This window comes from Gordonia zhaorongruii (assembly GCF_007559005.1).
GTDB classification, from domain to species: Bacteria; Actinomycetota; Actinomycetes; order Mycobacteriales; family Mycobacteriaceae; genus Gordonia; species Gordonia zhaorongruii.
Genome location: NZ_CP041763.1, coordinates 2,376,868 through 2,390,931 on the forward strand (window position 1 = coordinate 2,376,868; position 14,064 = coordinate 2,390,931).

Below are 14,064 nucleotides of genomic sequence, written 5' to 3' on the forward strand. Positions count from 1 at the left end.
CCGGCGAGAGCGCCGCATGCGCCGCCCACCGGTCGTAGTGTCGAGGGGCGGGCGTCGTCCGGCGGATCCCGTGCAGCGAACGGGAGCCATCGACGTGACCGACACCCCCACCCCCGATAACCGCACTTCCGAAACCAGCGCCTTCGACGCTGTCGTCGCGGTCGGTGACCTGCCGGTCTACGTGGTCACCACCGTCTCCCCGACCGGGCGTTCGGGATGCCTCGTCGGTTTCGCGACTCAGACGAGCATCGACCCGCGACGCTTTCTGGTGGGCATCTCACGGTCCAATCACACGCACGGGATCGCATTGTCGGCCGAGTACCTCGCGGTCCACCTGATCCCCCGCGGGCATGCAGAGATGATCGAGCTGTTCGGCGGCGAGACCGGCGATGAGGTCGACAAGTTCGCGCGCTGCAGGTGGTTCGACGGGCCGCACGGCCTGCCGATCCTGAGTGACTCGGGCATCTGGTTCGCCGGGCGCATCCTGGAGCGTCTCGATGTCGGCGATCACCTCGGATATCTACTCGAGCCGGTCGGCGGCGGAATCCGCGTCGCCGATCCCGATCGCGGCGAATGGGTCAGGCTCGCCGATACCCGCAGCATCGAGCCGGGGCATTCGGCATGAGCAGCGGCGTTGGCCCGGATTGCTCGGGAGCCGAATTCGACTCAGTCGCCGTAGCGGAGCGCTCGTACGCCGACTGGGACGCGGGCGTGCGCACCAACATGGTGATGGGGCTGGACGGTTCGGCGAGCTTCCATGGCCGGGTCGGCCCATTGTCGTCGCCTGCCGATCGGGACTTGTTCCACGCGCTGCGCGCGTTGGCGGACGTCGTCCTGGTGGGCGCGTCCACTGCGCGCGCGGAGAACTACGGTCCGGTGAAGTTCTCCGAGTCGATTGCTGCCCTCCGGTCGCGCACACGACCTGGTCTCGCTCCCGTCCCGCGACTGGCGATCGTCACCGCATCATGCCGCCTGCCCCACCGCTGCCTGAACCTGCCACCCGAGCAGCGGCCGTTCGTCATCACCTCCGGCGGCGCCGACACCTCGTCCGTCGATGGTCACGCGGAGATCATCGTTGCAGGCGCCGACGAGGTGGACCTGTCGACCGCAGTCGCCGAGCTTCGGTCACTCGGGTTGCACCGCATCCACTGCGAGGGCGGACCGACTCTGCTCGACGGGCTCACCGAGGCGGACCTCCTCGACGAACTGTGCATCACTCTGACACCACAACTCACCGCCGAGCCGGTCGGGTCATCCGGCGGGACCAGCGCACTGGCCGCGCCCCGCACGTTCCGGCGCAAGCACGCGATCGCGCACGACGACGACTTGTTCCTTCGCTACATCCGATGACCGTGCGACGTGGTCACTGCCGCAGGATCTTCTCCATCGCCTTGCCGCGGGCGAGTTCGTCGATCAGCTTGTCCAGGTAGCGGATCTCCCGCATCGTCGGCTCTTCGATGTCCTGGACGCGGACCCCGCACACGACTCCGGTGATGAGTTCCCGGTTCGGGTTCATCGCGGGAGCCTGCTCGAAGAACTGCTCGAAGTCTGTGCCATCCGACAGGACACCGGACAGCTCGTCTGCGGAGTATCCGGTGAGCCAGCAGATGATCTGGTCGACCTCGTCCTTCGACCGGTTCTTCTTCTCGGCCTTGGTGACGTAATGCGGATACACATCGGCGACCGCTGTCGTATAGATCCTGTGCTTGCTCATGAACCCGATTGTCCCGCAGGTCGAGTCTCGGTGCTCGAGCCGGACCGACCCTCGCTGATTGAGCCGGGCCCACCCTCGCTGATCGAGCCAGAGCCACCCTCGCTGATTGAGCCGGGCCGAGCGAAGCGAGGACCGTGTCGAAATCGCCTGGCCGACTGTCGGCCCGTCAGATCAGGGCTGAACGCCGCGCTTCTTCAGCCAGGCGTGCGGGTTGATCGGGGTGCCGGCGGAGTTCTGGACCTCGTAGTGCAGGTGAGGACCGGTGGAATTGCCTCGATTGCCGACGGTGCCGATCTTCTCGCCCGCGTTCACCTTCTCGCCGGCGTGTACGAAGATCTGCTCGACGTGACCGAAGACGGCGGTGGTGCCGTCGTCCTGGCGGACCCGAATCCACTGTCCGTAGCCCGAGGCCGGACCGGCTTCGAGAACCTTGCCGTCGGTCACGGCGTACACCGGGGTGCCGGTGTTGTTGGCGATGTCGATGCCGTCGTGGTTCGTACCCCACCGCGCGCCGTAGGTCGAGGTGACCGTGCCGTTGACCGGTTTGACGGCGTGTCCCTGACCGAGATCGGTCTGCGGCAGCAGGTCGCGGAGTGCGGTGTCGAGTTCCGGCGGCAGGTTCTTCGGCATCTCGACGCCTTGCGGGAGCGCCAGCGGCGCCGTGGGCTTGGCTGCGGCCTCGCTGGCGGTGGCGGTGGCCAGACCGATCGCCCCGGCGAAGGCTGCGACGGCGCCGATGCGCGCAGGCATCGCGGTCCGGCGCGACGTGGCCACCCGGTGGCGGCCCGCCTCCCGAGTCTGGGAGGTGATGCCGAGGTCGGCGAGGGTCACGGTGTTGTCAGCAGTCGTGCGGTGTAAAGACAAAGTCTGTTCCGTTCGGAGATTGATAACGTTTCGGAAACGGTAAGGACACGGCGACGCTACTAGATGCACGGCGGCCGACGCCAAGTGAAGCGCGAAACGAGTTACGCCGATCACACAGGAGGGCGGTCGAAACCCCGCCGGATCACGTGCCGCATCGTCCACCCGTCCGCGACCCGCGTTGACGAGCCGGCCTGCGGAACGGCGAATCGACGGTGACTTCTCACAGGTCAGGCCCCACGAACCTGGTGACGACGAACGGGCTCACACCGATCACGTGCCGCCATGGCGACGCCGCACCGGTCCTGCGGAACGCAGTCAGCACCGTCCTGCTACTCGTCGGCGAAGAGCGCCGCCAGCTTAGGCACCGATTCCATGCCGTAGGTGGCCACTCCGACCGGCACGCGGCCGTCGGTGGCTGTCAGTACCGCGGCCGCGTCGGACGGCCCGAACGCCCCGCACAGCTCCAGCGACTGAGCGCCGTCTGCGACGAGGTCGACCGCCGCGACGACGGCCGTTGCACGGTCCGGCACCGCGACGAAGGTGGTGCGGAGTCCACCGTGCTCGATGACCGCGCGTTGCTGTGCAGGGTCCTCGGTGCCGGCGCCGAGGTAGATGAAGCCCCATTGATTGAAAGCCATGCTGATGTCCTTGCTCAGAGGCGTCCTGCCGGACGGCGGGCCGGAATGCGACGCCATTGGAAACTCTGACAGCCCCATTGTGTGTCAGGAGTACTTGCTCTGCACTGCTCCCGCACGTGCAGCTCCCGTGCCTCCACCCCAACCAGGATGTTCCGGACGGCCTGGCCCCCTGCGCTCGGACCAAGAGGTCTTGAGGTCGGGTGTTCGAGGGTGTCGACGTAGCGGCTGGTGCTGTCGATTCTGACGTCGACGCCTCAACTGTGCTCAGGACGAGAACAAGGCCCGAACCGAAGCCAACGATTCCGTCGGCAAGGATTCGAGCCTTGTGCGTGGGTGGAGCTAAGGGGACTCGAACCCCTGACCCCCACACTGCCAGTGTGGTGCGCTACCAGCTGCGCCATAGCCCCGTGTTCACTTGTTCGCAGCCAGCAGTTACCTGTGCTGAGTGCGCTCGCTAAGTTACCGTACCGCCGACGCGACGGCCAAATCGGGTGGCGACCGCGAGGCCCTGCACCGGGACCCGCGACAGCTAGGACTTCGGCGGATTCGCGATCAGTTCGTCGAGCCATCCGGTGCCATCCAGAATACCGTCGACGACGGTGCTGGCCGACATGACGGTCGGGGTCGATACCTCGCCGCCGGTCGAGTTGCTCAGCTGATCACGCGACGCGTCGGCCATCGTGCGGGCGTCCTCGACGGCCGCGCCGTCTGCGATGCACTTCTGCGACTGCGGACCGGCCCCCGCTGCGGCCGCGAGCTTCGCGATCTCGGCGTTCGACGGGTCGCCCTCCGCCTTCTCGAACAACTGCGAGTGCAGATTCCAGAATGCGTCGCGGCCGTCGCTGCGTGCGACGCACAGGATGGCGCCCGCGCCACGCGACGAGAAGTCACCGGACTCCGACTCGCCGTCCAGGAAGTTCAGCATGTGATAGCGAACGCGCACCTTCCCTTCGTCGACCTTCGCCATGATCGCCTGCCCCGACTGCTCCTCGAATTCCTTGCAGTGCGGGCACGCGAAGTCCTCGAAGACGTCGATCGTCTCGGGAGCGGTGCGCTCACCGACGATGAAGGAGGCGTTCTCGGCCAGCACCTTGTCGTCGACCGGCGGATAGTCCTTGGACGACGACTGCCAGATGAACCCGCCGATGATCAACGCCGCGACCACGAGCAGACCGAGTCCGATCAGCACGTACGACGACGTGTTCGACGCCGCCTGCGGCTCGTACTTCGGGTTCGTGCGGTTGCTGCTGCTCTTGCTCACGGGCTCGACTGTATCTGGAAGGCGGGGAATCGGCTGGTGCGTGAAGGGTCGGCGGCGTGGGCGACGCGTCGGCGAGAGGTGATTTCGATACGTCGTCGACACTCACTCTGCGAGAACTCCGTCGACCAAGGCCTGGGCCTGCTCTTGCACACGCGCCAGATGATCGGGACCGTTGAACGATTCGGCGTAGATCTTGTAGACGTCCTCGGTGCCGGATGGCCGCGCGGCGAACCAGGCGTTCTCGGTGGTCACCTTGAGTCCGCCGATGGCGCGACCGTTGCCCGGGGCCTCGGTCAGGATCGCGGTGATCGGCTCACCAGCCAGGTCGGTCGCCGATACCTCGCTCGCCGACAGGGCGCCGAGCTTCGCCTTCTGCGCACGGTCCGCGGGCGCGTCGATGCGCGCGTACGCGGATTCGCCGTAGGTCTCAGCGAGCTCGGCGTATCGCTGGGACGGCGTCTTACCGGTGACCGCCAGGATCTCGGAAGCGAGAAGGTCCATGATCAGTCCGTCCTTGTCCGTGGACCACGGAGCCCCGTCGACGGTCAGGAACGACGCGCCGGCACTCTCCTCGCCCCCGAATGCGACGCTGCCGTCGAGCAGCCCCTCGACGAAGTACTTGAACCCGACCGGCACCTCCAGCAGCGGCCTGCCGAGACCGGCGACCACTCGGTCGATCAACGACGACGACACCAACGTCTTGCCGACGGCCGCATTCTCAGCCCAACCCTCGCGGTGCGAGAACAGGTAGTCGACGGCGACGGCGAGATAATGGTTCGGATTCATCAGTCCGGCATCGGAGGTGACGATGCCGTGCCGGTCGGCGTCGGCGTCGTTGCCGGTGGCGATGTCGAACTCGGCGCGCCGCGAGATCAGCGAGGCCATCGCGTTCGGCGACGAGCAGTCCATGCGGATCTTGCCGTCGGTGTCGAGCGTCATGAACCCGAACGCCGGGTCGACGTTCGGGTTGACGACGGTCATCGACTCGAGCCGGTGGAAGTCGGCGATCTCCGACCAGTAGTTGACCGACGCGCCACCCAGCGGGTCGGCGCCGATGCGCACACCCGCAGCGCGGATCGCGCCCAGATTCACCACGTCGCCCAGTGCGGTGACGTACTCATCTGCGAACGGATAGTCGATCACCGCGTCCGAGGTGCGAGCCCGCTCGAACGGGATCCGCTTCACCTCGCGCAGGTCACCGGCGAGGATCTCGTTGGCGCGGGCGGCGATCGGCGCGGTGATCGGAGTATCCGCGGGTCCGCCGCTGGGCGGGTTGTACTTGAAGCCCCCCTCCGCAGGAGGATTGTGCGAGGGCGTCACCACGATTCCATCGGCCTGCACGCCCGGATTCTCTGCATTGAAGCGCAGGATGGCTCGGCTGACGGCGGGCGTCGGCGTGTACTCGTCGCCGGCGGCCGTGAACACGGTGACACCGTTGCCCGCGAGCACCTCGATCGCCGAGCGCCAGGCCGGCTTCGACAGCAGGTGCGTGTCGAAGCCGACGAACACCGGTCCGGCGATCCCCACTCGTTCCCGATGCTCGACGATCGCCTGCGTCATCGCGAGCACATGCGCTTCATTGAACGAGCCGTTCAGACTCGCTCCCCGGTGTCCGGAGGTACCGAACACGACCTGCTGTGCGGGATCGTCCGGCTCGGGCTTCACCTGGTAATACGCCTGTTCGACGGCGTCGACGTCGATCAAGTCCTCGGTGCGGGCTGCGGTGCCGGCTCTGGGGTGCGCCATGACGACGATTCTGCCACCCGCATCGCAATCGGGCATTCGTCGCCGATCAACGGTTATCCTCGGTGACGATCTGCGAAGGCCGCGGAACCGAACGCGAACGGAAGTCCATGTTCACGGCACTGTCCCCCTCCGCCATCCTGCCCGTACCCGAGTTGAACGTGCTCGTACTACCGGGAGGAACGGACTTCAGCTACCGGCCGTTCTCGCCTTTTCAGCCGTCGGCACTGCGCATGTACCCGTTCACCGCGTCCATCGCAGCGAGGTTCGGGCCGCGCGTTCGCGTGCACCAGACCGGCTACCGGGTACGCGGCTGGAACTGCGGACAAGCCAGCCCCATGCCGTACGCACGGCACGCGCTCACCCGGTTGACCAGGGATCACCCGGACATCCCGGTCGCCATCGTCGGCCATTCCATGGGCGGTCGGATCGCCGCGCTCCTCGGCGCCGACGAGCGCGTCACCGACATTCTCGCGCTGGCCCCGTGGTGGCAGTTCGCCGACTGGCGCCGCATCCACGACGACGCCCGCGTGCTCGCAGTGCACGGCGACGCCGACCGGGTGACCCGTTCCCGGCGCACGGAGAAGGGAATCCGGGAACTCGTCGAGCGCGGCGTCGACGCCACCTACATCCGCGTGCCCGGCGGAGCCCACCCGATGCTCGACCATCTGGGGCTGTGGCACTCCACAGCGCTGTCGTTCATCTCCCGCGCGTTGAATTCGGCTGCGACCGCCGAGCCGACCGGAGTCGCCGACCCACTGGACACTCCCGAGACGGTCTCGCAGTGAATCCCGTTCTCGCGGCGCACGGTCTGGCCCGATCGTTCGGCGGGCACCACGCCGTCGTCCATGCGGACGTCACCCTGCATCCGGGCCGGATCACCGGACTCGTCGGACCGAACGGTGCGGGGAAGACCACTCTGCTCCTCATGCTGTCGGGGCTCCTGCAACCCGACCGCGGAGCTCTCCTGAGCAACGGGTCCCCTGCAGACTCGGCTGCACTGCGTGCCCGAACCGGTTGGATGCCGGATGTTTTCGGCACCTGGGAGTCGCTGACACCGCGGGAGATCCTGGTCGCGTTCGGCCGACTGCACGGAGCTGACAGGACCGACGCCGACAACCGGGCCCGCGAACTCCTGGCCGAGCTGAACCTGGTCGAGTTCACCGACAGCCCGGCGTCCGGGTTGTCCCGCGGGCAGAAGCAACGGCTCGGCCTGGGTCGAGCCCTGGTGAACCGTCCGCAGATCCTGCTGCTCGACGAGCCCGCGTCCGGCATGGATCCCCGGTCGCGCATCGAGTTGCGCGCCCACCTGCGCATGCTCGCGAACGCCGGTGCCGCGATCCTGGTCTCGTCGCACATCCTCAACGAACTCGACGAGATGATCGACGACGTCGTCATGATGACGGGTGGCACCACCCGTGTGCCTGCACCGACCGCACCCGGTCTCCCCTGGCGCATCCGCCTCGTGGGGCAGCCGGCGGATCAGGCGAGAACCTCACGCTTCGACGACGACGCCGCGGCGTCGGCCCATCTGGCGGAGCTCGTCGCGAGCGGCACACGAGTAGCCGAGTTCACGCGGATCACCTCGGGTCTGGAGCAGGCCTACCTCGATCTCGATGCGGACCGGACCTGACATGAACCTGACTGCAGTCTCCACCGTCGCCTCACTCGAGGTCCGGCAGCGGATCCGCACCGGGCGCTGGCGCCTCACCATCGTCGGCTTGTTCATCCTGATGACCCTGATCGTTCTGGGTTCGCTGTACGTCACCCTCGCGGCGAACGGGACGTACGAGGACTGGTCGCGCAACCTTCTCGACCTGATGATCGGCATGGTGCTGTTCCTCGGCCTGGTGGCCGCCCCCACCGTGAGCGCGACGTCGATCAACGGCGACCGACGCGACGCCACGCTCGCACTCGTCCAGGCCACACCGATCACCTCGTGGGAACTCGCGCTCGGCAAGCTCGTCGGCTCGTGGGCTGCGTCTCTCACTCTCATCGTCGTCGCGCTTCCCTACCTGATCTGGGGTATCGCCGGCAGTCCCGCATCCGTCGGGTTCGGCATCCTGGCGGTGCTCGTCGTCGGGCTGCTGATGGGCTGCTACTGCGCGATCGGACTGGGATTCTCCGCTGCCACCACACGGCCGGCCGCGTCGGCGATCCTCACTCAGGCTGCGGTCCTCGGGCTGCTCATCGGCTCACCGATCGCCTTCGGTCTCAGCCTTCCGCTGACGCAGCAGACGCACCGGCTCGGCGTCGCCGTCAGCACACCGTCCGGCGCGTCCGCGGAACCGGACTGCCGCGTGGAGATCAGGGAGAAGCGCACGACGCACACCGAAGGCACGTGGTGGCTTCTCGTGGCCAACCCCGTGCTCATCGTCTCCGACACTCTCGAGGCCGGGGTCGACGACGAGTACCACGGTGATCTTCGCAGCGCGTCGGGTTTCTTCGCCCAGATGCTGTCCGACGCCCGGTCCGGACCGATGATCCGGAACGAGGACTGCTCGGACTTCGGTCCTCTCCATTGGGGAGGACCGAGCGAGCAGGAGAAGCTCCACTCAGCCCAGCACATCGGATCCAGCTGGTACGCCGGTCTCGCGGTCTCGATCATCCTGGGCACGGCAGGAATGTGGACGGCGGCCCGCCGACTCCGGGTACCGGCTGCGAGGCTCCCCAAGGGCGTGCGCGTGGCGTAGCGTCGGAACCATGTTCGATCGGCGCCTCTCATGACTGTCACAACCGCTCGCGTGTACAACGATCCGAACGGCGACCGCGTGTTCGTCGACCGCCTGTGGCCACGCGGAGTGCGCAAGGACGATCCGCGGGTCGGCACGTGGCTCAAAGAGGTCGCACCGTCCAGCGAGTTGCGAAAATGGTTCCATCGGAATCCCGACCGTCATGACGATTTCGCCGCCCGCTACCGGGAGGAGATGGCCGAGGGAACCACCGCCGAGGCGCTCGACGAACTGCGCAGGCTTGCGAAGCAGGGTGACATCGAGATCGCCACGGCGGCAAAGGAACCGGAGAACAGTCACGTCCCGGTGATCGTCGACGCCATCGACCATCCGCCGAGGGCCTGACGTTCGGCATCAGCGCTCTGGTTCGGCGAGATCCTCACACACCGACGACGACTGCCGAGCCGTCGGGATGCCGGACGGCTCCGAGCAGCGCCCCGCACGCCTGCCGGACCTTCTCCGCATCCGGTTCGTCTCCCCCGGCCACGTTTCCGTAGACGAACGTCTCGGTGATGCGCACCAGGATCAGCGCCAGATCAGGGGTCGGCACCGGCGGGACGAGCCGCCCCGCCGACACCTCCTCGTCGAGGATTCCGATCAGTCGGTTCACGATCCGCGGTTGCACACCCGAGCTCCGCGTCGTCAGCAGGCGCAAGGCCCGCTCAGGCTCCCTGTTGAGGAAGTCGCGAATGTGCTCGGCTCGATTCGCGAGAAGCGCGAACTCCCACATCATCGAGGTGATGCGTTCGGGGCCAACACCTCTCGCGCGCCGGATCGCGGCGTCGATGGTCACTTCGGCGAGCGACCAGATCACTTCGACGAGCAGTCCGTCACGGCCGTGGAACCGCCGGTACACCGTGCTGCGGTTGACGCCCGCAGCCGCCGCGATCTCACCCACCTCGACGCGTTCGCGCGCCACGAACCGCTCGCGAGCGAGCGCGATCACCTGGTCGGATCCCATGTCGCACTCGCTCCTTCCCGCCGATCCCGCACCATTTCGGCGAAATGGTGCACGTGACTGCGTCTGATGTTGGAAACTAGCTCATGACGGCGTGAACACGCGCGCTTTTCGTCGAACACGGTCCGGCCTGCCCGGGCGAAGCCCCCAAGGAGACTTGATGATTCAGTCCACCATGCAGCACGGCGACCTGACGCTGTCTACATTGCTCGAACACAGCCGGAAGACGTTCCCCGAGGCCAAGATCTCCACGTGGACCGGGGAGGGCTTCCGCGACATGTCGTTCGCCGAGATCGGCGACATGAGCGCGCGAATCGCACACGCACTGACCAAGCTCGGCGTGGAGCGCGGTGACCGCGTGGCCACCTTCATGTGGAACAACAACGAGCACCAGGCCCTGTACGGCGGCGTCCCCTCGATGGGTGCCGTTCTGCACACTCTCAACCTGCGCCTGTCCGCGGAGCAGGCCGTGTTCATCATCAATCACGCCGACGACAAGGTGATCTTCGTCGATGCGAGCGTCGCCCCGCTGCTCAGCCAGTACCTGACCGGCACCCCGAACGTGCAGCACGTCGTGGTCACGAACGGTCCCGCCGACGCCGTCACCGCACCCGACGGCATCACCGTTCACCAGTTCGACGAGCTGATCGCCGATGAGCCGGCCTCCTTCGAGTGGCCCGCTCTGGACGAGAACACCGCCGCCGTCATGTGTTACACCTCGGGCACCACCGGCGATCCGAAGGGTGTCGTCTACTCGCATCGCAGCATCTACATGCACTCGATGTTCGGCACCTCGACCACCGGACTCGGCCTCGCGAACAGCGACTCCCTGCTGGCGATCGTGCCCATGTTCCACGTCATGTCGTGGGGCCTGCCCTTCGCGGCGATGATGTGCGGCGCCACCGTCCTCATGCCCGATCGCTTCCTGCAGCCCGAGCCGCTCCTCGCGATGATGGACGCAGCGAAGCCGACGATGGCCGCGGCCGTCCCGACCATCTGGCAGGGTGTCGCGGCGCAGCTCGACGCCAAGCCCCAGGACATCTCGCATCTGCGCGAGGTGGTCGTGGGCGGCGCCGCAGTCCCGGAATCGATGATCCGCAAATTCGACGACTTCGGCGCGCCCATCACCCACGCGTGGGGCATGACGGAGACCTCGCCCCTCGGATCGATCGCCCGACCGCCGTTCGGTGTCGAGGGCGACGACGCCGAGTTCGCGTACCGCGTCACGCAGGGTCGCTTCCCCGCGCCGGTCGCGGCCCGCATCATCGGCGACGACGGTCAGGAACTGCCGTGGGACGGAGAGGCGGTCGGTGAGCTCGAGGTCTCGGGACCCTGGATCACCGGCGCCTACTACCAGCCCGACGGGAACGTGACGGACGAGTCGAAGTTCCACGACGGCTGGCTGCGCACCGGCGACGTCGTGAACATCACGCCCGACGGCTTCATGACCATCGTCGACCGTTCCAAGGACCTGATCAAGACCGGCGGCGAGTGGATCTCCTCCGTCGAACTGGAGAACATCATCGCGTCCAACCCGGCGATCGTCGAGGCCACGGTGATCGGCGTTCCGGATCAGAAGTGGGACGAGCGGCCGTTCGTCCTCGCGGTGGTCCGCAGCGAGGATGACACCGACGTCGAAGCGCACCGGAAGTTCCTCGAGGAGCGAGTGCCTCGCTGGCAGATCCCCGAGCGCTGGTCGTTCGTGACCGAGGTGCCCAAGACCTCGGTCGGCAAGTTCGACAAGAAGCGCGTCCGGCAGCAGTACGCAGAAGGCGAGTACGCAGTCCTCGGAGATCCCATCGAGAGCTGAGAACCTCCCCGTCGAATCCACCCCGGAGACTCCCGCATCCCCTGATGCGGGAGTCTCCGCGTTTCACGGCATGTCCGGTCCCGGGACGGGGCGGGTCCCCGGTCTAGACTCGCTCTGTGAGCCGCAGGAAGATACTGATGCTGGCGGCACTGGGCACAGTGGTGGTTCTCGCTCTCGGCGCCACAGTCTGGGTGTTCACCGCCCGGGACTTCGCCTTCACCGAGGAGCGGGTGACCATCCCCGGGCCGCACGGCGGCGAATTGCACGGTGTCCTCGCCGTCCCCAAAGGCGAGGACGGTCCGTACGGTCTGGTCGTGTTCGTCCACGGCGACGGCCCGGTGAACGCCGATTCCGACGAGAAGTACAAGCCTTTGTGGGATTCGTTCGCCCAGGACGGATTCGCCAGTCTGTCGTGGGATAAGCCGGGCGTCGACGATGCGCCGGGAAACTGGTTGCACCAATCGATGCAGGATCGGGCCACCGAGGTCGACACGGCGATCGCCTGGGCGCACACCCGCGAGGACGTCGACCCGACCCGGATGGGCGCATGGGGTATCGGACAGGCCGGCTGGATCCTGCCCGAGGTAGCCCGTGCACGACCCGATCTGCGCTTCTTGACGATGGTCGACCCCGCCGTCAACTGGATCGACCGCCGCGAGCACGAGGTGCGCTCCCGGCTGGAGGCCGACGACGCCACCCCCACCGAGATCGACGCCGCCCTGCGCCGCAACACCGAGCGGAACGAACTGCTGAAGGCAGGCGCGGACTATCGGGCGTATCGCCGTGCCCGGATCGACGCCGAGCCGGTGAGCCGCGACCGATGGAGCTTCCTGCGCCGCAACCTCACCGCCGATTCCACCGGATCGCTCTCCCGCATCCCGATCCCGACACTGCTTCTCGTCGGCGGGGAGGACCGCAACGTCGACGTGACACGGTCCGAGCGCGTCTACCGCGCGAAGATGCGCGGTGACCTGCTGACGGTCAAAAGGTTCCCGGAAGCGACGCACGCGATGATGCGCGACGACATCGAGTACCGACCGGAGGACGTCCGGGTGGCAGGTCAGCGTGCGTTGGCCCCGAAGTCCGTTTACGTACCCGGTTACCTGGAAGTCCTCAGAGTGTTTGCAAAGCGAAACACAGTTTGATGCCGGGACGGTCTACTCTGTCCGTAGTACACCAATCGACGTGCGCAGCTCGGAGCGCGCACGTCGCGGACGATTCAGAGGAGTCAAGTAATGGTCGACCAGGCACTGTGGGGCGCGATCCAGGGTAACGAAAACGTGTTCAACGCCCTCATGTACATGTTCTCGGGAACCAAGTAGCCCGGACCCCAGACGCACCGTCGATGTCCCCGGCCTGCCGTGCAGGCCGGGGACATCTGCGTCCGATGGATGATCGGCGGATCGGCGCTGATCGCCGCGTAATACGAATGACTGACATCTGAGAATTGTCGGACTCTCGCCATATGGTCTGGCCGTACGAGTGGTGACACAGATCCACCACACGCGACCCCACGAGAGGACCACCGCCATGACCGCCCAGCCACCGACCCAGCCGCCCGTCCCGCCCTACCAGTCCGGGCAGCCGTATCCCACCCAGCCGTATCCCGCCCATCCGGAACCCCAGCACCCCGACAACCAGTACGCCGGGAACCAGTACCCCGCGGGGCCGTACGCAGGCAACCAGTACGCAGGCGATCAGTACGCTCCGCTCCCCCGAAGAAGAAGCGGAAGTGGCCGTGGATCGTCGGCGCGCTCGTCGTTCTCTTCGTCATCATCGGAGTCGCAGGCGGTGGTGGCGACGATGACGGTGGTGACACCGAGGCAGCTACCGCGGGAACCAACAGCGCAGGAACCAACAGTGCGGGAACCGACAGTGCAGGGACCGATCGCGCCGCCGACGAGGCCGCCGACGAGGAGTCCCCGGCGAGCCTGAACACCCCGGTTCGGGACGGCAAGTTCGAGTTCGTGGTGACGGACGTCGAAGACGGCCTCGACAGCGTCGGGGACAACCCCTACCTCGCGAGCGAGGCGCAGGGGCAGTTCGTCGTCGTGGCCATGTCGGTGAAGAACATCGGTGACGAACCGCAGTCGTTCACTCCGTCGGCGCAGAAGCTGCAGGACACGGACGGACGCACGTTCGAGTCCGATGTCGAAGCGCAGCTCGCACTCGAGTCCGACATCCCGCTGTACGACAACATCAATCCGGGAAACACCGTTGAGATCAAGATCGTCTACGACATGCCGCAGAACGCGGAGCCGGCAACTGTCGAGTTGCACGATTCCATGTTCTCCGGCGGCGCCTCCGTCTCGCTGCGCTGACCGACCCGGAAGCCGGCGAGACC

General features: G+C 66.8%; 15 protein-coding genes and 1 tRNA gene. 9 read left to right on the forward strand and 7 right to left on the reverse strand.

What is annotated here, in order from left to right; genetic code table 11:
• Window positions 1-94 precede the first annotated feature (94 nt).
• Window positions 95-625, forward strand: coding sequence for a flavin reductase family protein (locus FO044_RS11030; RefSeq protein ID WP_235831324.1), 531 nt, complete (start codon window positions 95-97; stop codon window positions 623-625).
• On the forward strand, window positions 622-1,350 hold the full coding sequence (locus tag FO044_RS11035) for a pyrimidine reductase family protein (RefSeq protein ID WP_132991916.1): 729 nt from the start codon (window positions 622-624) through the stop codon (window positions 1,348-1,350). Before FO044_RS11030 ends, FO044_RS11035 begins: the two co-directional genes overlap by 4 nt.
• A gap of 13 nt (window positions 1,351-1,363) precedes the next feature.
• Here the strand turns inward: FO044_RS11035 and FO044_RS11040 are convergent, their stop codons facing one another.
• From FO044_RS11040 to pgm, 6 genes are all read right to left on the reverse strand, one after another.
• Entirely contained in the window at window positions 1,364-1,714 is a 351-nt protein-coding gene (locus tag FO044_RS11040; RefSeq protein ID WP_132991917.1) for a DUF2200 domain-containing protein, read from the reverse strand.
• A 171-nt stretch (window positions 1,715-1,885) separates the two neighbouring features.
• Entirely contained in the window at window positions 1,886-2,578 is a 693-nt protein-coding gene (locus tag FO044_RS11045; RefSeq protein ID WP_328591114.1) for a M23 family metallopeptidase, read from the reverse strand.
• A gap of 329 nt (window positions 2,579-2,907) precedes the next feature.
• Window positions 2,908-3,216 carry a DUF6506 family protein gene (locus FO044_RS11050; protein WP_132991918.1) on the reverse strand — a complete coding sequence of 103 codons (309 nt, stop codon included), beginning with the start codon at window positions 3,214-3,216 and terminating at the stop codon, window positions 2,908-2,910.
• 334 nt (window positions 3,217-3,550) lie between these two features.
• Window positions 3,551-3,623: transfer RNA gene (locus tag FO044_RS11055), tRNA-Ala, on the reverse strand.
• A 122-nt stretch (window positions 3,624-3,745) separates the two neighbouring features.
• On the reverse strand, window positions 3,746-4,477 hold the full coding sequence (locus tag FO044_RS11060; RefSeq protein ID WP_235831325.1) for a DsbA family protein: 732 nt from the start codon (window positions 4,475-4,477) through the stop codon (window positions 3,746-3,748).
• A gap of 102 nt (window positions 4,478-4,579) precedes the next feature.
• Window positions 4,580-6,223 carry a phosphoglucomutase (alpha-D-glucose-1,6-bisphosphate-dependent) gene (pgm, locus tag FO044_RS11065; RefSeq protein WP_132991919.1) on the reverse strand — a complete coding sequence of 548 codons (1,644 nt, stop codon included), beginning with the start codon at window positions 6,221-6,223 and terminating at the stop codon, window positions 4,580-4,582.
• Window positions 6,224-6,330: 107 nt separating this feature from the next.
• Here pgm and FO044_RS11070 point away from each other — a divergent pair, with 107 nt between their 5' ends.
• From FO044_RS11070 to FO044_RS11085, 4 genes are read left to right on the forward strand one after another with little or no spacing between them, the layout of a single operon-like run.
• Window positions 6,331-7,008, forward strand: a complete 678-nt coding sequence (locus FO044_RS11070; RefSeq protein WP_143965978.1) for an alpha/beta hydrolase — start codon at window positions 6,331-6,333, stop codon at window positions 7,006-7,008.
• Window positions 7,005-7,853 (forward strand): ABC transporter ATP-binding protein, encoded by an 849-nt coding sequence (locus tag FO044_RS11075; protein WP_132991921.1) that lies wholly within the window; start codon window positions 7,005-7,007, stop codon window positions 7,851-7,853. The genes FO044_RS11070 and FO044_RS11075 overlap by 4 nt, the downstream gene beginning before the upstream one ends.
• 1 nt (window position 7,854) lies before the next feature.
• Entirely contained in the window at window positions 7,855-8,913 is a 1,059-nt protein-coding gene (locus FO044_RS11080) for an ABC transporter permease (RefSeq protein ID WP_186290537.1), read from the forward strand.
• Window positions 8,914-8,943: 30 nt separating this feature from the next.
• A complete protein-coding gene (locus FO044_RS11085; RefSeq protein WP_143965650.1) occupies window positions 8,944-9,297 on the forward strand; it encodes a DUF488 domain-containing protein in 354 nt (117 codons plus the stop codon).
• Window positions 9,298-9,331: 34 nt separating this feature from the next.
• Here the strand turns inward: FO044_RS11085 and FO044_RS11090 are convergent, their stop codons facing one another.
• Window positions 9,332-9,913: a TetR/AcrR family transcriptional regulator gene (locus FO044_RS11090; protein ID WP_143965651.1), complete on the reverse strand. Its 582-nt coding sequence runs from the start codon at window positions 9,911-9,913 to the stop codon at window positions 9,332-9,334.
• Window positions 9,914-10,070: 157 nt separating this feature from the next.
• Between FO044_RS11090 and FO044_RS11095 the strand changes: the two genes are divergently transcribed.
• The 3 genes from FO044_RS11095 (at window position 10,071) to FO044_RS15240 (ending at window position 14,041) form a co-directional block, all read left to right on the forward strand.
• The gene (locus FO044_RS11095; protein WP_143965652.1) at window positions 10,071-11,720 is read left to right on the forward strand and encodes a long-chain fatty acid--CoA ligase; all 1,650 of its coding nucleotides are present in this window, start codon (window positions 10,071-10,073) and stop codon (window positions 11,718-11,720) included.
• Between the two features lie 116 nt (window positions 11,721-11,836).
• Window positions 11,837-12,865 carry an alpha/beta hydrolase family protein gene (locus FO044_RS11100; protein ID WP_132991926.1) on the forward strand — a complete coding sequence of 343 codons (1,029 nt, stop codon included), beginning with the start codon at window positions 11,837-11,839 and terminating at the stop codon, window positions 12,863-12,865.
• A gap of 825 nt (window positions 12,866-13,690) precedes the next feature.
• Window positions 13,691-14,041, forward strand: a complete 351-nt coding sequence (locus FO044_RS15240) for a DUF4352 domain-containing protein (protein ID WP_342353738.1) — start codon at window positions 13,691-13,693, stop codon at window positions 14,039-14,041.
• Window positions 14,042-14,064: the final 23 nt, after the last annotated feature.